Source organism: Microbacterium sp. (assembly GCF_048259935.1).
In the GTDB taxonomy this organism is placed as follows: Bacteria; Actinomycetota; Actinomycetes; order Actinomycetales; family Microbacteriaceae; genus Microbacterium.
Genome location: NZ_JBLXHF010000002.1, coordinates 94,723 through 111,398 on the forward strand (window position 1 = coordinate 94,723; position 16,676 = coordinate 111,398).

A 16,676-nucleotide genomic window follows, 5' to 3' on the forward strand; every position below is an offset into this window, starting at 1 on the left:
TCGTGTTCAGCGAGTTCTTCACCGGTGTCGGAACGCTGTTTCGCGGCTTCCGGATGTGGAAGACGCACACCCGCCTCATGGCGCTCGGCCTCATTCCCGCGTTCATCGCCTGGGCGGTGCTGCTCGTGGCTGCGATTCCGCTGCTGATCTGGCTCGCGCCGATCACCGATTGGATGACACCGTTCGCAGACGGCTGGACCGAACCGTGGCGGAGCGGAGTGCGATTCGGCCTGGGAGCGGTGATCGTGATCGCGGCGCTCGCGCTGTCAGCTGCGATCTTCACAGCGCTCACACTCACGATCGGTGATCCGTTCTATCAGCGCATCTGGCGAGGTGTCGAGCGTTCCCTCGGTGAAGATCCCACCGGCGAGACCGGCTTTTGGACGACCATCGGCGAGGGCATCCGGCTCGTCATGCTCGGCATCCTCGTCGCCCTTCTCACGCTGTTGATCGGCTTCATTCCCGCGGTCGGTGGGATCACGGCATCCGTCATCGGTGTCGTTCTCAATGGCAGGATCCTCGCACGCGAGCTCACGGGGCGCGCATTCGACGCACGCGGACTCACCGGATACTCCCGATCCGGGATGCTTCGTGCAGGGCGAGCCCGTGTGATCGGCTTCGGCGTCGCGACGCAGCTGTGCTTCCTCGTGCCGTTCGGTGCGATCGTGACGATGCCGGCCGCGGTCGCCGGTTCCACTCTGCTCGCGCGCGACCTGCTGCAGCGGGCGAATGCGCCGGCCGACGCTGCGGTGCGGCAGCAGGGGTCGCAGAGTGTCGCTTCCGCAGCTCAGATGCGACAAGATGCGACACCTCCCACGCTGGGCGCGCCGCCCATGCGGCACACTGCGACACCTCCCCCGCTCGGCGCGCCGCCGCCGCCTCCGGAGGCTCCGCGTGCCTGAGGGCGATACCGTCTTACGCACCGCGCGACGGCTTGATGAGGCACTCGCCGGACACGAGGTCACCCGCTTCGATCTGCGCGTGCCACAGGCTGCCACCGCCGATCTCACCGGAGCGACGATCCACGGTTGCGCGGCTCGCGGCAAACATCTGCTGATGCGCATCGGCGATTTCACACTGCATTCGCATCTGCGCATGGATGGCGCCTGGCTGCTGTATCGGCCGGGCGAGAAATGGCGGCATCCGGCGTTCAGAGTCCGCGCAATCGTCGGCACGCAGACGCACGAAGCGGTTGGGGTCGACATCGCCGACATCGCTCTGGTTCCGACTCGTGACGAGCCGCAGCTGACCGCTCATCTCGGGCCTGATCCGCTCGCTGATGACTGGGATGCCGCAGAGGCTGCGAGACGTCTCAGCAGCGATCCGCGCAGCATCCACGTCGCGCTCCTCGACCAGCGCAATGTCGCCGGCTTCGGCAACGAGTACGCCGCTGAGCTGCTGTTTCTGCGCGGAATCCTGCCCACCACTCCGGCTGCAGACGTCGACACCGGCGCGCTCCTCGACCTCGGCGCGCGGACGATCCGCGCGAACCGTGATCGCGTCGATCGCACCTTCACCGGAGTGAACCGCCGAGGCCAGACGACCTGGGTGTACGGGCGCGCGAACCGTCCCTGTCGCCGCTGCGGAACCCTCATCCGACGCGATGAGCAGGGTGCCGACCCGACCCGCGAACGGGTCACTTTCTGGTGTCCGAGCTGCCAGAGGTGAGGATCATCCCGATTCGGGAATGAATTCGGCATTCTCGTGGTTGTGCTTATATCCGGGCAGTTCCGGACTGGGAGGAATCTTGGGTAAGAACTACATCGATATTGAAGACGACCACGGCACGACGCTTCGCTATCGCAAGCACGTCAACGGCCGAGGCCTGATCGCGCACGGCGCGAAGGTGCACCCGAAGGCTGTTGTCGAAGTTGGTGCCTATGTCGAACCGGGGGCGCGCGTAGGCGCAGGCGCCCACCTGATCCGCGGAGCATGGATCGAACCAGATGCCGTCATCGGCGAGAACGCCTACATCGACGCGCACGCGCACATCGGCGCGGGTGCTGCCGTCGGAGACGGCGCCCACATCGGCGTCCGCACCGAGATCGGCGCGGGAGCACTCATCGCTCGCGGCGCGCGAATCGGAGACGACGAGACCGTCGCCGCAGGGTTGCGCATCGCAACTGACCGCAAGGGGCTCTGGTTGGCAGCCTGACCCACCACGGTAGCCTGATCCCATGGCAACGCGCACGATCGACCCCCGCACTTTCCGTCTGGGGGTCGTTCCCGGCGCGACACCCGGCAAGTGGATCGATACGTGGAAGAAGCGGATGCCGCGCATCCCGATCGAGATCGTGCCGATCGAGTTCGCGTCGCAGCGCGCTGCGATCGAAGAAGTGGATGCTGCGCTCGTGCGCCGTCCGCTCGAGGACACCGACGACCTGCACGTGATCCCGCTGTACGACGAGGTTCCCGTCGTCGTGGCATCCGCAGAATCGCACCTGATGGCTGTGGATCGCCTCACCGCTAACGACCTCGTGGGCGAAGTGCTGATCACCCCCGGCGATGACGTGCTCGGACCGCTGGATCTGCCGACGCTCGCACCGGAGTTCGCACCGATCGCGACGACCGAGGATGCCATCGCGACCGTGGCATCGGGCGTCGGTATCGTCGTCGTGCCGATGTCGCTGGCGCGGCTGCATCACCGCAAAGACGTCGGCTACCGGCCGCTGCTGGCAGGACGAACGTCCCCCGTCGTGCTCGCCTGGCGGCGAGAGCACACGACGGAGGACGTCGAGACCTTCATCGGAATCGTCCGCGGCCGATCCGCGAACTCTTCGCGCTAATCGAGCCGCGCCGCCGGGTCAGCCGACCAGCACCGGCGCTTCCACCGTGAGGCCATCGGCCCCGGCATCCACACGGACCGCGCCGCCATCGACGAGGTGACCTGAGACCAGCAGATCTGCGATCCGGTCATCGACCTCGCGCTGGATCAGTCGGCGCAGCGGCCGCGCACCGTACTCGGGCTCGTACCCGTGCTCGCCCAACCATTCCACCGCAGCATCGGTCACCTCCAGCGTCACCGAACGGTCCTCGAGCCGTGCTGAGGTCGCCCGCAGCATCAGCCGCACGATCTCGCCCAGCTCCGAACGGCTGAGCTTCTGGAACAGCACAATCTCATCGATGCGGTTCAGGAACTCCGGACGCATAGCCTCACGGAGCTTGCCCATCACTCGTGCCCGCAGATCGTCCATCGACGAGAAGCCGTTGGCCGACGCATCCTGGGACGCCACGAATCCGAGTGCGCCAGAGCGCGACGCGAGGAACTCCGACCCGACGTTCGACGTCATCACGATCACCGTGTTGCGGAAGTCGACCGTACGACCCTGACCATCAGTGAGACGCCCATCATCGAGCACCTGCAGCAGCAGGTTGAACACGTCGGGATGCGCCTTCTCGATCTCGTCGAACAGCACGATCGAATACGGGTTGCGCCGCACGCGCTCGGTGAGCTGGCCTGCCTCGTCGTAACCGACGTATCCCGGAGGGGCACCGACCAGACGCGACACCATGTGCCGCTCGCCGAACTCGCTCATGTCGAAGCGGATCACGGCGTTCTCATCGTCGAACAGGCGATCTGCGAGGGCCTTCGCAAGCTCGGTCTTTCCGACACCGGTCGGACCGAGGAACAGGAACGACCCCACCGGCCGACGCGCATCGCCCATTCCGGTGCGACTGCGGCGGACGGCGCGTGCGACCGCGGTCACGGCGTCATCCTGCCCGATCACGCGATCGTGCAGCTCGGCCTCGAGGTCGGCGAGACGCTCACGCTCCCCCTCGGTGAGACGGCTGGCGGGGATTCCCGTCGCACGAGCGATCACTTCTGCGATCTCGCGTTCGTCGACGACAGCCTCACCGGCGCTGAGAGCAGCCCCAGAGGATGCCGCATCGATCCGCGCCTGCACCGCAGCAGACTCATCGCGCAGCTGCGATGCCTCCTCGTACTTCTCGGCTGTCACTGCCGCGTTCTTGCGTGCCTCGATGTCGGCGAGCTCGGCCATCAGGGCTGAGGTGTCCACCGGAAGACCGAGCTTCAGCCGCAGCCGCGCACCCGCCTGATCGATCAGGTCGATGGCCTTGTCGGGCAGCACTCGGTCGGGCAGGTAGCGAGCGCTCATGGTCACCGCGGCGCGCAGCGCGGCATCCGTGTACGTCACCTGGTGATGCTGCTGGTACGCGTCCTTCAGCCCCTCCAGAATGCGCACGGCGTCTTCGGCGGACGGCTCGTCGACCTTCACGGGCTGGAAGCGGCGCTCCAATGCCGGGTCCTTCTCGATCCGGCGGTACTCGTTGAGCGTGGTCGCCCCCACCATGTGCAGGTCGCCACGAGCGAGGCGGGGCTTCAGGATGTTACCGGCATCCATTCCGCCGTCCCCCGCGCCACCGGCGCCGACGACAGTGTGCACCTCGTCGATGAAGACGATCACGTCGCCCGCCTGCGCGGCGATCTCATCCATCGTCTTGGTCAGCCGCTCCTCGAAGTCGCCGCGGTAGCGCGTGCCGGCCAGCATCGCGGGCAGGTCGAGCGCGATCACCCGGCGCCCCTCCAGCTGCGCGGGAACAGAGCCGTCGACGATCGCCTGAGCGATGCCGTCGACGATCGCGGTCTTGCCGACGCCTGCCTCACCGATCAGCACGGGGTTGTTCTTCGTGCGACGGCTGAGGATCTCGATCGTCTGCTCGATCTCATCCAAACGCCCGATCACCGGGTCGAGTTCGCCCGCGCGTGCGCGGGCAGTGAGATCGATACCGTACTTCTCGAGCATGGAAGAGCCGGATGCTGGCGCTTCAGCCTCAGCATCCGAACCGCCGACCGGGGCGGCGACATGCTCGCGCGCACCCTGTGTCAGAGCCTCTGCGGTGACGCCGGCGCGGGCAAGGACCTGGCCTGCCGGCACGTCCTGTCCGAGCACGAGCGCGAAGAAGAGGTGCTCGGGGTCGATATAGGTCGCACCAGACGAGCGCGCCACCTGGTACGCGTGGAACAGCGCACGGCTCGCGCTCGGGGTGATGGTCGCCGCATCCACGCCGGTGGCCTCGCCGGGCAGCGGCAGTCGCGATTCGACCGCCGTGATGATCTGTGCGGGCGCGACGTCGAGGTTCTCGATCGCACGGGCAACGGCATCGTCTTCGACGATCATGCGCAGCACGTGCAGGGCGTCGAGTTCGGTCTGACCGCGCTCGAGCGCGAAGCGTCCGGCGCGCTGCAGAATCTGCTGCGTGCGCGCGGTGAGAAACCGGCTGAGGTCGATGGAACGAGCCTGCCGCGCCTGTTCGCCCGCGAGGTATCGGGCGAGGAAATCGTCGAACGAGCCCGCGCCGGTGTCGTTGAAGTCGTTGGCCATGTCATCCTCCTGAAAACTTGAGCCGTGTTCACTCAAGTACAAAGTTGAGTGTAACGCACTCAGGTTCAACACTGTCTGCGTGCGGGTATTCCCGACTCCGCGAATAGAATCATGAGGTGGCCTCGATCCTGTACGTCTGCGTGAGGCCGGAGCAGGGCGCGGCAGATGCCGAGCACCGATCGTTCCGGCGCGCCCTCGGCGTACCCTCGCTCGACCGATGGAACCTGCTCGACCGGCCGCTCGAGCAATCGATCTTTGACCGCTACGACGGCATCGTGATCGGCGGGTCCCCGTTGAACGTCGTCGTCGACGAACGCAGTGACCTGCAGAAGCGCGTCGAGGCTGACCTTGAATCAATCGCCCGAAGCGCGATCGACGGCGACCTCTCCGCCATGTTCACCTGCTACAGCATCGGTGTCGTCACCCGGATGCTGGGTGGCACAGTCGGCACGGCCGTCCCTGAATCCACGCGTGCCACGAGCATCCGCCTCACCTCCGCAGGCACGGCCGACCCGCTCTTCGCGGCGAGCGCACCCGCGATGTCCGTGCTCACCGCGCATAAAGAGGGCTCAATCGAGCCACCGCCTGGCGCCGTGCTGCTCGCCACGAACGACGACTGCCCTGTGCAGGCGTACCGGGTCGGCGACCGGCTGTACGCGACGCAGTTCCATCCCGAGGTCACACCGCAGGACTTCGTGGATCGCATGGCCTACTACCGCACGACCGGGTACTTCGACCCGCACGAGTACGACCTGACGGCCGAGCGCGTGCTCGCGGCATCCGTCAACGGCACCGACCTGCTCGGCCGCTTCCGAGAGTTCGTCAGCGACCAGTCTTGAGGTCGACCTGCTCCTGAAGGTACGCCTCCAGCGGCCGGTACGAGCTGCCTGACCAGCGCACCATCGGCACACCGCCCTGCAGCGCGAGCGGCCCCGATGCGCCACCCACGTCGACAGCTGCCACGTCGATCACCGACCAGCCCACGTGGACGACATCTCCCTCTCGGAATCCGCCGCGCAGAGCCATCTGCCGACGCGCAGCGCGTGCGCGCGCCGATTCTGCTGCGTAGCCGCGGCGGCCAGGGTCACCCGCCCGCAGGATCTCGCCGGTGGCGAGCGCGCCATCATCGGTGAGCAGCAGAACTCCCACGTGCCAGGCCTCTCCCACGCGCACGATCCGCTGACCGCGCCACCGCGAAGAGCGCTCCTCGCCGAGTCCTTCTTTCGGGATGCCGCTGAGCGCCGCCCGTGCTGCACTCAGAATCTGGGCGCAGCTCACAGTTCCCCCGGGGGCTCGGCGCCGGCAGTCGCGAGCTTCGCTCGATCGCCGCGCAGGATCATGCCGATGAGCGGATACAGCAGCACCGAGAGCATGCCCGCTCCGACCAGTGCTGCGGCAATGGCCGGGCTGAGCAGCTCTTCACTCACGCCGATGGAAGTCACCGCCACAATGATCGGCAGGCCGGTGGCAGCCAGCATGCCGATCGCGCCGCGCTCGCGCAGCGACGTTCCGCGGGGCGCAGAGAACTGAGCAGCGGTACCGCGGATCACCAGCAGCGCCACCAGCAGCCCCGGTACGAGGGCGAGCGCAACGGGAGATGCGAGCAACGAGCCGAGATCGAACGTGACGCCGGTGTAGATGAAGAAGATCGGCACGAGCAACCCGAAGGCGACGGCTTCGAGCTTGCTCTCGATTGCCTCGGCGTCGGTCTTCGGCGCCCTGGTCATGATGATGCGCCACACCGCGCCGGCCACGAACGCGCCGAGCAGCATGTCGAGATCGAAGAGCACGCTGAGCCCGACGAGCCCGGCCAGCAGCATCAGCACGAATCGCACGCCGAACTGCTCGGACGTGTGCAGTGTCGCCCTGATGAATTCGTGCAGCTGCCCGTGCGAGGAGCGGCGTGCGATGAAGATCACGATTCCGGCGAGCAGCACGAACGCGAGGAGGACCACGGCGGCGACCGGTGCACGCCGGGTGCTGAGGAAGATCGAGATCGCGATCAGCGGAAGGAACTCCCCCACCGTGCCGATCGCGGTCACCACGTTGCCGAAGGGAGTTCCCAACTCACCGGCATCGCGCAGGATCGGCATCAGCGTGCCGAGGGCCGTCGAGCTGAGCGCGATCCCGATCACGACCATGCTCTCGGAGGGCGCGATCAGCAGTCCGACACCCACGCCGAGCACGAGGCTGAGCACCCAGCCGATCGATGCGCGCACGAGGGGGCGTCCGGCTACGGCGCGAAAATCGATCTCTGCGCCGGCCATGAAGAACAGCATCGCCACGCCGAAGTCCGAGAGCCGATCGACCACGATCCCCGGGGCGACCCACCCGAGGACAGCGGGACCGATGAGGATGCCGAGCGCGAGCTCGAAGACGATGATCGGCACGCGCACGGCTCGGCGCAGCCCCCTGGCGAGCAGGGGAGCGGCCACAGCGAGCACCGGTATCAGGATGAGTCCCATGTCACTCGCGTTCACTCGCTCAGATTAGCGACATCTCGGTCCTGGGAACGCACCTGTCGATTCGCCAGCGCCGCCGTGAACGGGGCAGAATCGATGCACACCCCTGCAAGGAGCATCCATGTCTCAGATCGATACCGCACGCCTGCTCATCGCCTGCGATGACCAGCCCGGAATCGTCGCGGCCGTCGCGAACGTCCTCGCTCAGCACGGCGCGAACATCATCTCGCTCGACCAGTACTCCACGGATGCCGCAGGTGGGCGCTTCTTCCAGCGCACGGTGATCCACCTTCCGGGGCTCGCCGCCGCGCGCCCCGAGCTTGAAGCATCGCTGAGCGAGGTGGCAGAGCGATTCGGCATGGAGTGGTCGCTGCACGACACCGCACGACGCAAGCGCGTCGCGATCTTCGTCTCGAAGTACGACCACTGCATGATGGAGCTGCTCTGGCGCCAGCAGCGCGGACAGCTCGACGTCGACATCACCATGGTCATCTCGAACCACCCCGATCTCGCCGAGGCCGTGCGCACGTTCGGCGTGCCGTTCATGCACATCCCCGCTACCGACAAGGCGGCGATGGAAGCGCGTCAGCTCGCGCTGCTGCAGGGCAACGTCGACCTCGTCGTGCTCGCGCGGTACATGCAGATCCTCACCGATGACTTCATCGAGCAGGTCGGGGCGCCGATCATCAACATCCACCACTCCTTCCTGCCGGCGTTCATCGGCGCGAACCCCTACGCGCGCGCCAAGGAACGCGGAGTGAAGCTCATCGGCGCCACCGCGCACTACGCCACCGCCGACCTCGACGAGGGTCCGATCATCGAGCAGGATGTCACCCGCGCCTCGCACGCCGATTCCGCAGCAGATCTGCAGAGCCGCGGCGCTGACGTCGAGCGTCAGGTGCTCGCACGCGCCGTGCAGTGGCACGCGGAAGACCGCGTGATCGTGCACGGCCACTCGACCGTCATCCTGTAGCGCGCGCCTGATCCCGGGCGAAGCTCCTGACTTCAGACGGGCGGATGCTACGCCGGCAGCCCAGCGATCAGCTCAGCGAAGACCTCGGCCGCATGATCGCGCATCGCCAGCGGCGCACCCTGCCCGAGCCACAGCGACTGCAGCTCGCCGAGGTTCTGCTGTCCTGCCGCCGTGCGGAAGCGACCGGTGAGCCAGTTCTGCATCGGGAACTGTGCGATCGTGCCGCTGGCCTCGATCGCCCGCACTGCACGGTTTCGCGCGCCGCGCGCGAGCCGACCGCTCATCGCGCGGGTCAGCACGCTCTCGTCTGCAGCCGTCGCGTGGATCGCTGCGCGGTGCGCGTCGTTCGCGGCGGATTCCTCGGTCGCGAGGAAGGCCGTGCCCACCTGAACCCCGGATGCTCCGAGCGCGAGCGCGGCAGCCACACCTCTCCGGTCGGCAACGCCACCGGCGGCCACCACGGGAATCGAGAGGGCATCTGCCACCTGCGGCACGAGCGCGAACGTGCCGACCAGGGAGTCCTCCGGCGAACGCAGGAACGACACCCGGTGTCCGGCCGCCTCCGCGCCCGTGGCGATGACGACATCCGCGCCACCCTCCTCCAGAGCGACGGCTTCGGCAACCGTCGTCGCGGTTCCGATCACGCGGATGCGACGGCGATGGGCCTCTTCGACGATCTCGGCCGAGGGAACTCCGTAGACGACGCTGAGCGCTGCGGGAGCGGCCTCCCAGATGGCCTCGATCTGCTCATCGAGCGAAGGCAGATACGCCTCAGGGCGAGAGGGGATCTCGACGCCGACGGCCTCGTAGAACGGTTGGAGCGCCTGGGCGAAAACGGTGTGCTGGGGACCAGGGAGGACCTCGTCACCGGTCGGCAGCCAGATGTTCAGCGCGAACGGCTGGTCGGTCGCCGCACGCAGCGCAGCTGCCGTCTCGCGGATCCGCGCTCCGTCGTATCCGTACAGACCGTAGGCACCGAGACCGCCGGCATTGCTGACCGCCGCAGTCAGTGCGACCGATGACAGTCCGCCGAACGGACCGAGCAGGATCGGATGCTGAATACCGAGCACTTCACGCAGATCAGTCATGTTCTCCACGGTACGCCTCCGCCTGAAGCGAGTACCCTGTGTGACATGACATTCTCCGGCGCACTCGAGCAGCTGATGCAGCTGGTCGCGTCTGTGCTGGGGCTGACGGCGATGCCCGATCTCTCCACAATGGAGATCGCCGTACTCACCCTCGCCGTCGCAGTGCTGGCCGTCACGACCCTTGCTGTCGTGATCACGCTGGGCATCTTCCAAACCGGCCAGGGTTCATCGCCGCATCCGCTTCGCGCCATCGGCGCATCCGTTCTGCTCGCCCAGAGCGATCCGGGAGCCGCAGGCCACCCCCGTCCCAGGGCGCCGGGAGTCGTGCGCGCCGTGTGAGCGTCCGTTCGTGACGGGAGCACGGCACACCGCCGACCCTCCCGACACTCCGAACGGACACTCCCTTGGATATCTTTGCTTTCCCGCCGATCGCGGCGGTCCTCGACTTCGCCTACAACGCACTGACCGCACTCTCCGCTCTCCTCGAACCCCTCGCGGGTTCTGCGGCCGCCGCTGCCGCCGTCATCCTCGTCACTCTCCTCATCCGCGCACTCCTCATCCCGGTCGGCATCTCGCAGGCCAAGGCCGAGCAGACGCGCGCCAGGCTCGCGCCGAGACTGCGTGAGATCCAGAAGCGCCACAAGAAGAACCCCGAACGGCTGCAGCGCGAGACCATGCAGCTCTACAAGGACGAGAACACCTCACCTTTTGCCGGATGCCTGCCCGTGCTGCTGCAGGCTCCGGTCGTCGGCATCCTCTACTCGCTGTTCCTGCGGACCGATATCGCAGGCCACCCGAATGAGCTGCTCAGCCACGACCTGTTCGGAGCGTCACTCGGGACGAGCCTGTCGAACATGCTGGTCGATGGACCCTTCTCGCTCGCGACGCTGCTGGTGTATCTCGCGCTCATCGCGATCATGATCGGCGTCGCGGAGGTCACGCGCCGCGTATTCCGTCCCGTTCCGGTCGATGACTCGCCATTGTCTTCCCCGGGGATGCTGCGCATGATGAACGCGCTGCACTACCTGTCTGCGGTGTTCGCCGTATTCGTCCCGCTGGCGGCATCGCTGTATCTCACCGTGACCGTGGCGTGGACGCTCGGGCAGCGTGTGATCCTGCGGCGTCGCTACCCGCTGCCGGTGGCTGCGTGAGACCGGTGTGAACGCGATCAGTTCGGGACGATCGGAATCGCCCCGGTGAAGACACCGGGCTCTTCGGGGCCCTCTTCACCGGGCGGTGCGCTCTTCGCGCGGCGCACGCTCAGCGCTGTGCCCGCACTCGCGGCGACGACGAGCGCGATGGCGGCGAGTTTCAGCGGCGTCGCCGTCTGGCCGAGGACGAGCCAGCCGGCGAGCGTCGCGAAGGCCGGCTCAAGGCTCAGCAGCACGCCGAACACGCGCTGCGGCAGACGCCGGAGGGCTGCCAGCTCGAAGCTGTACGGGATGACCGATGACAGCACAGCGGTCAGGATGGCGAGCAGCAGCAGCGTCGTCGCGTCGCCCGAGGTGCTCACCGTCACGACCGTCGGGATGCCCACCGGGAGCAGCAGCACGGATGCCACGAGCAGACCGACGACAAGACCGCCGCTACCAGGGATCGCTTCGCCGACCGTGGCACTCATCCGGATGTAGAACACCCAGAACCCGGCTGCGATCAGGATGAAGATGACACCGAGGAGGTCGAGCGGCTCGGCGCCGAGCATCCCGTCGAGACCGAGCAGTCCCATACCGGCGAGCGCGAGCGCGACCCAGACGCCGTCCATGAGGCGGCGGGTGAGGACAGCCGACAGAAGCAGCGGTCCGAGGAACTCGATCGCGACCGCCGGTCCCAGCGGCACCCGCTCGATCCCTGCGTAGAAGAAGCCGTTCATCCCCGCCAGTGACACTCCGAAGAGCGCCGCGCTGACCCACTGCTTTCTGTTCCAGCGCCGAACGCGCGGCCGCACGAAGACCAGCAGGATGAGCGCCGCGATCCCGATTCGAAGCGAGGTGACGCCCCACGCGCCGAGGGCAGGGAACAGCTGCGCGGCGATGGCCGCGCCGAACGGCAGCGACAGGCACGAACCGATGACCAGCACAACGCCGACTGCGGGGCGGGATGCAGGGTTCGAGGTCACCCGTACAGCGTGCCCCCTACCGGCCACCCTCGTCCACTCGGCGTCGGCACTCGGTCGCAGACAGTCGGGCGTCAGGCATCGCGGATACGATCTAAGGCATGGTCGTCACCGCTTCTGCTCTTGCCCACGCCGAGGATCTCGCCGATTTCGTCGAGGCTTCTCCCTCGAGCTATCACGCCGCAGCCGAAGTCGCCCGGCGCCTTGAGGATGCCGGATTCACCCGGCTCGCAGAAGAAGACGCGTGGCCGGCGCAGCCCGGTGGCCGCTTCGTCGTCGTGCGCGATGGTGCGGCGATCGCCTGGGTCGTTCCCGCCGATGCCACCCCGACGACGCCATCCCAGATCTTCGGTGCACACACCGACTCCCCCGGCTTCAAGCTGAAGCCCAAGCCGACGACCGGCTCACGCGGATGGCTGCAGGCCGGTGTCGAAGTGTACGGCGGGCCGCTGCTGAACTCCTGGCTCGACCGCGAGCTGCGCCTTGCCGGGCGCCTCGCGCTCGCTGACGGACGCGTCGTGCTCGCTGACACTGGAGCGCTGCTGCGACTGCCGCAACTTGCTGTGCACCTCGACCGCGAGGCGAACAGCGGCCTAGCTCTGGACAAGCAGTTCCAGACCCAGCCGGTGTGGGGGCTCGGCGACCCCACCTCCGAAGACCTGCTCGGCGAGCTGGCCTCATCAGCGGGTGTGGATGCCTCAGCCATCCGCGGCTTCGATGCCGTCGTGGCGGACTCCGCACGCGGCGCGGTATTCGGCAAGAACGACGCGTTCTTCGCCAGCGGGCGGCTGGATGACCTGGCATCCGTGCACGCCGGTGTCGTCGCGCTGGCGTCGCTGTCTGACGCATCGGCAGGCTCGGGCTCCATCGCCGTGCTTGCGGCCTTCGACCATGAAGAGCTCGGTTCGGCATCGCGCTCGGGCGCTGCCGGCCCCTTCCTCGAAGACATCCTCGTGCGCGTCTACGCGGGGCTCGGCGCAGATGCGACCGAGCAGCGTCGCGCGTTCGCGGCATCCTGGCACCTGTCCAGCGACGTCGGGCACTCGGTGCACCCCAACTACGCGCACAAGCACGACCCAGTCGTCCAGCCGCTGCTCGGATCCGGCCCGATCCTGAAGATCAACGCCAACCAGCGCTATGCGACCGACGCCGTGGGGGCAGCAGCCTGGGCATCCTGGTGCGAGAGCGTCGGCGTCGCCTCGCAGGAGTTCGTCTCGAACAACGCCGTGCCGTGCGGTTCGACGATCGGTCCGATCACCGCGACGCGGCTCGGCATCCGCACAGTCGACGTCGGCATCCCGATCCTCTCGATGCACTCCGCACGCGAGCTCGCCGGTGTCAGCGATCTGCACGACCTGACGCGCGTCGCTGCGGCGTTCTTCTCCGCCTGACCCATCGGTGCCAATATGGTGGCATGTCTGAGACAAGTGCAGCACCGGGGCTGATCGAGCGCGCCGGCATCGAGATCATCCCCGAATCCGAGCGCACGGCAAAGCCGCGCGACCTGTTCTGGCCATGGTTCGCGGCGAACGTGTCGGTGTTCGGCATGTCGTACGGATCGTTCGTGCTGGGCTTCGGCATCTCGTTCTGGCAGGCGACGATCGTCTCGGTCATCGGCATCGTCGTCTCCTTCGCACTGTGCGGACTGATCGCGATCGCCGGAAAGCGTGGCTCTGCCCCGACCATGGTGCTCTCGCGCGCAGCGTTCGGCGTGCACGGGCAGAAGGTTCCCGGCATCGTCTCGTGGCTCACCTCGATCGGCTGGGAGACGTTCCTCGCGATCATGGCGGTGCTGGCCACTGCGACCGTCATCACTCAGCTCGGCGGTGATGGCGACAGCGTCGCGCTGAAGATCATCGCCACCATCGTGGTCGCTGCGCTCATCGTGGCGGCATCCGTTCTCGGGTATCACGCGATCATGAAGATGCAGTCGGTACTCACCTGGGTCACTGGCGCCGTCACGATCCTCTACGTCATCCTCACGATCCCGCACATCGATTTCGCCGCCGTCATGGCACGGCCCGATGGCGGAATAGGCGCAGTGATCGGCGCTCTGGTGATGGTGATGACCGGTTTCGGCCTCGGCTGGATCAACATCGCCGCCGACTGGTCGCGGTACCAGAAGCGCACCGCGTCTGACGGGGCGATCGTCTTCTGGAACACTCTCGGCGGGGCTATCGCCCCGGTACTGCTGGTCGTATTCGGTCTGCTGCTGGCCGGCTCCGACGATGCGCTCATGGATGCCGTCGGCGCCGACCCGATCGGAGCGCTTGCGACGCTGCTGCCGATCTGGGTGCTCGTGCCATTCCTGCTGACCGCTGTGCTCGCGCTCGTCTCCGGTGCCGTGCTCGGCATCTACTCTTCTGGGCTGACGCTCATCAGCCTCGGCATCCGCATTCCCCGCCCTTCTGCGGCGGCGATCGACGGCGTCATCCTGACGCTCGGCACGATCTGGGTGGTCTTCTTCGCCACCGACTTCTTAGGTCCCTTCCAGTCGTTCCTCATCACGCTGGGTGTTCCGCTGGCATCGTGGGCCGGCATTCTCATCGCCGACATCCTGCGTCGCAAGAAGGACTACGACGATGACGCCCTGTTCGACGCGAAGGGCCGCTACGGCGCGTGGGACTGGACGGCGATCGTCACGATGGTGGTGACGTCGGTGATCGGGTGGGGACTCGTGGTGAACAACTTCGCAGACGACGCCCCCTGGAACAACTGGCAGGGTTACCTGCTGTTCCTGATCGGCGGGAAGGACGGCGAGTGGGCATACGCGAACCTCGGCGTCTTCTTCGCGCTGGTGCTGTCGTTCGTCGTCACCTACTTCGCGCGGGCCGCAAAGATCAGGCGTCAGGAGCAGTCGTGAGCTCCCCGCTCCCTGAGCCTGTCGACCCGCTCCCTGAGCCTGTCGAAGGGGCGTGGCTGGTCGTCATCGATCCGCAGAACATCTTCGCCTCTGCGGATTCGGAGTGGGGCTCACCATTCTTCGGCGAGGTGATGCCGCGGATTCAGGCACTGGCTGCGGCCTTCGGCGAGCGCGTGCTCGTGACCCGCTGGCTGCCGACCGCTGACCGATCGACCTCGTGGGGCGAGTACTTCAAGGCCTGGCCGTTCGCTGATCAACCAGAGACAGATGCGCTGTTCGACCTCGTTCCGGCTGCCGCTTCGCTGTCTCAGCATCCGACGCTCGACGTACCGACATTCGGCAAATGGGCCGCTCTGGAAGAGATCACCGGACGCGGCGGACGCGTCGTTCTCACCGGCGTATCGACCGACTGCTGTGTGATCTCGACGGCCCTCGCCGCTGCGGATGCTGGGGCCAGGGTGACCGTCGTCACCGACGCTTGTGCCGGTTCGACGGCAGAGAATCACGCCGCGGCCGTCACGGTGATGGGCCTGTACCCGCCGCAGCTCACACTCGCCACGACATCCGAGGTGCTCGCGACGCTCTGAGCTGCACACTTTAGGTCGCACTTTATGCCTCTCTGCGGGCGCCAGAGCGACAGAAACTGCGACCTGAACGAGCGCGGCGATGCCGGCTACTGGCACACTGATCGGTGGAGAGGAATACATGACCACGCACGAGGACGTCGAAGCATCCGCTGGCCGCAAGCCGCACAAGCGCTGGCACCGGACCAAGATCACGCTCGGCATCATCATCGTGGTCGTACTGATCGTCGCGATCATCGGAGCGATCACACCGTGGCCATCGGCCATGGTGATCCGCGCCGTCTTCACCCAGGGCGGTGAAGCGACCGCGACCGAGATGGACGGGCACGTTCCCGACACCAAGCTCACCGAGACGCTCGACGTCGCATATGCCGATGACGGCATCGACACGACGATGGATGTCTTCACCCCGGCATCCGCCACCGGCGCCCTGCCGACGATCGTCTGGATCCACGGCGGAGCCTGGATCTCGGGCTCGAAGGAGAACGTCGACCCGTACATGCGCATCCTCGCGGCCGAGGGGTACACCACGATCGCGCTGAACTACACGCTCGGACCAGAGGGCTTCTATCCCACCGCCGTAGGCCAGATCAACCAGGCCCTCGCGTACATCAATGAGAACGCCGCCGATCTGGGCGTCGATCCCACACAGATCGTGCTCGCCGGAGACTCAGCCGGCAGTCAGCTGGCCAGCCAGATGGCGACACTCATCACGAACCCCGACTATGCCGAGATCATGTCTGTGACCCCGGCCCTCATGCCAGACCAGGTCGTGGCCACGGTGCTCAACTGCGGGGTCTACGACCTCGCGGCCCTCGCCGCGCTCGACGGCATCGTCGGCTGGGGACTGAAGTCCTCGATGTGGGCGTACACGGGAACGAAGACCTGGGCCGAGGACTCGTCGGGCGCCACGATGTCGACCGTGAACTGGGTGACCGAGGACTTCCCCACGACCTACATCTCCGGGGGCAACGGCGACGCTCTCACCTGGCTGCAGTCGATTCCGATGTCCCAGCGTCTCGACGCACTGGGCGTCGACGTCACGACGCAGTTCTGGCCCGCCGACCACGAGCCGGCACTCCCGCACGAGTACCAGTTCCACCTCGACATGCCAGATGCACAGACCGCACTGCAGAAGACGATCGACTTCCTGGACGAGCACACGCGCTAATCGGCCGCCACGCACTGATCTGACATCAGCCGCGATCCGAGATCACCCCTGACGCCTGACCGATCGTTCAGGATACC

At 66.8% G+C, this 16,676-nt stretch carries 17 protein-coding genes; 12 read left to right on the plus strand and 5 right to left on the minus strand.

Annotated features, from left to right (window positions below):
- Positions 1-2 precede the first annotated feature (2 nt).
- The 4 genes from ACN0RC_RS03350 to ACN0RC_RS03365 all read left to right on the plus strand — a co-directional run bounded on the left by ACN0RC_RS03350 (position 3) and on the right by ACN0RC_RS03365 (position 2,786).
- Entirely contained in the window at positions 3-902 is a 900-nt protein-coding gene (locus tag ACN0RC_RS03350; protein ID WP_417508808.1) for an EI24 domain-containing protein, read from the plus strand.
- Positions 895-1,668 carry a DNA-formamidopyrimidine glycosylase family protein gene (locus ACN0RC_RS03355; RefSeq protein ID WP_417508810.1) on the plus strand — a complete coding sequence of 258 codons (774 nt, stop codon included), beginning with the start codon at positions 895-897 and terminating at the stop codon, positions 1,666-1,668. Before ACN0RC_RS03350 ends, ACN0RC_RS03355 begins: the two co-directional genes overlap by 8 nt.
- A gap of 79 nt (positions 1,669-1,747) precedes the next feature.
- On the plus strand, positions 1,748-2,155 hold the full coding sequence (locus ACN0RC_RS03360; RefSeq protein ID WP_417508812.1) for a transferase: 408 nt from the start codon (positions 1,748-1,750) through the stop codon (positions 2,153-2,155).
- A 22-nt stretch (positions 2,156-2,177) separates the two neighbouring features.
- Positions 2,178-2,786: a LysR substrate-binding domain-containing protein gene (locus tag ACN0RC_RS03365; RefSeq protein WP_417508814.1), complete on the plus strand. Its 609-nt coding sequence runs from the start codon at positions 2,178-2,180 to the stop codon at positions 2,784-2,786.
- 18 nt (positions 2,787-2,804) lie between these two features.
- Here ACN0RC_RS03365 and ACN0RC_RS03370 read toward each other — a convergent pair whose 3' ends face one another.
- On the minus strand, positions 2,805-5,345 hold the full coding sequence (locus ACN0RC_RS03370) for an ATP-dependent Clp protease ATP-binding subunit (protein ID WP_417508816.1): 2,541 nt from the start codon (positions 5,343-5,345) through the stop codon (positions 2,805-2,807).
- A gap of 116 nt (positions 5,346-5,461) precedes the next feature.
- Here ACN0RC_RS03370 and ACN0RC_RS03375 point away from each other — a divergent pair, with 116 nt between their 5' ends.
- On the plus strand, positions 5,462-6,184 hold the full coding sequence (locus ACN0RC_RS03375; RefSeq protein ID WP_417508818.1) for a glutamine amidotransferase-related protein: 723 nt from the start codon (positions 5,462-5,464) through the stop codon (positions 6,182-6,184).
- Here the strand turns inward: ACN0RC_RS03375 and ACN0RC_RS03380 are convergent.
- A complete protein-coding gene (locus ACN0RC_RS03380; protein ID WP_417508820.1) occupies positions 6,168-6,623 on the minus strand; it encodes a glutaminase in 456 nt (151 codons plus the stop codon). The genes ACN0RC_RS03375 and ACN0RC_RS03380 overlap by 17 nt on opposite strands.
- Positions 6,620-7,825, minus strand: a complete 1,206-nt coding sequence (locus tag ACN0RC_RS03385; RefSeq protein WP_417508822.1) for a cation:proton antiporter — start codon at positions 7,823-7,825, stop codon at positions 6,620-6,622. Before ACN0RC_RS03385 ends, ACN0RC_RS03380 begins: the two co-directional genes overlap by 4 nt.
- A gap of 103 nt (positions 7,826-7,928) precedes the next feature.
- Here ACN0RC_RS03385 and purU point away from each other — a divergent pair, with 103 nt between their 5' ends.
- The gene (gene purU, locus ACN0RC_RS03390; protein ID WP_417508824.1) at positions 7,929-8,780 is read left to right on the plus strand and encodes a formyltetrahydrofolate deformylase; all 852 of its coding nucleotides are present in this window, start codon (positions 7,929-7,931) and stop codon (positions 8,778-8,780) included.
- A 47-nt stretch (positions 8,781-8,827) separates the two neighbouring features.
- Here the strand turns inward: purU and ACN0RC_RS03395 are convergent, their stop codons facing one another.
- Positions 8,828-9,868, minus strand: a complete 1,041-nt coding sequence (locus tag ACN0RC_RS03395) for an NAD(P)H-dependent flavin oxidoreductase (RefSeq protein ID WP_417508826.1) — start codon at positions 9,866-9,868, stop codon at positions 8,828-8,830.
- Positions 9,869-9,913: 45 nt separating this feature from the next.
- On the opposite strand from ACN0RC_RS03395, the gene ACN0RC_RS03400 reads away from it, so the two are divergent.
- Together ACN0RC_RS03400 and ACN0RC_RS03405 are read left to right on the plus strand one after the other, a co-directional pair.
- Complete coding sequence (locus ACN0RC_RS03400) at positions 9,914-10,207, plus strand: DUF6412 domain-containing protein (RefSeq protein WP_417508828.1); 294 nt, start codon at positions 9,914-9,916, stop codon at positions 10,205-10,207.
- A gap of 65 nt (positions 10,208-10,272) precedes the next feature.
- The gene (locus tag ACN0RC_RS03405; RefSeq protein WP_417508829.1) at positions 10,273-11,019 is read left to right on the plus strand and encodes a YidC/Oxa1 family membrane protein insertase; all 747 of its coding nucleotides are present in this window, start codon (positions 10,273-10,275) and stop codon (positions 11,017-11,019) included.
- Positions 11,020-11,036: 17 nt separating this feature from the next.
- On the opposite strand, the gene ACN0RC_RS03410 is transcribed toward ACN0RC_RS03405, so the two are convergent.
- Entirely contained in the window at positions 11,037-11,984 is a 948-nt protein-coding gene (locus ACN0RC_RS03410; RefSeq protein WP_417508831.1) for an EamA family transporter, read from the minus strand.
- Positions 11,985-12,082: 98 nt separating this feature from the next.
- Between ACN0RC_RS03410 and ACN0RC_RS03415 the strand changes: the two genes are divergently transcribed.
- From ACN0RC_RS03415 to ACN0RC_RS03430, 4 genes are all read left to right on the plus strand, one after another.
- The gene (locus ACN0RC_RS03415) at positions 12,083-13,372 is read left to right on the plus strand and encodes a M18 family aminopeptidase (protein WP_417508833.1); all 1,290 of its coding nucleotides are present in this window, start codon (positions 12,083-12,085) and stop codon (positions 13,370-13,372) included.
- A gap of 23 nt (positions 13,373-13,395) precedes the next feature.
- Positions 13,396-14,844 (plus strand): purine-cytosine permease family protein, encoded by a 1,449-nt coding sequence (locus ACN0RC_RS03420; protein WP_417508835.1) that lies wholly within the window; start codon positions 13,396-13,398, stop codon positions 14,842-14,844.
- A complete protein-coding gene (locus ACN0RC_RS03425; RefSeq protein ID WP_417508837.1) occupies positions 14,841-15,431 on the plus strand; it encodes a cysteine hydrolase family protein in 591 nt (196 codons plus the stop codon). The genes ACN0RC_RS03420 and ACN0RC_RS03425 overlap by 4 nt, the downstream gene beginning before the upstream one ends.
- 118 nt (positions 15,432-15,549) lie before the next feature.
- Entirely contained in the window at positions 15,550-16,599 is a 1,050-nt protein-coding gene (locus ACN0RC_RS03430; protein ID WP_417508839.1) for an alpha/beta hydrolase, read from the plus strand.
- Positions 16,600-16,676 lie beyond the last annotated feature (77 nt).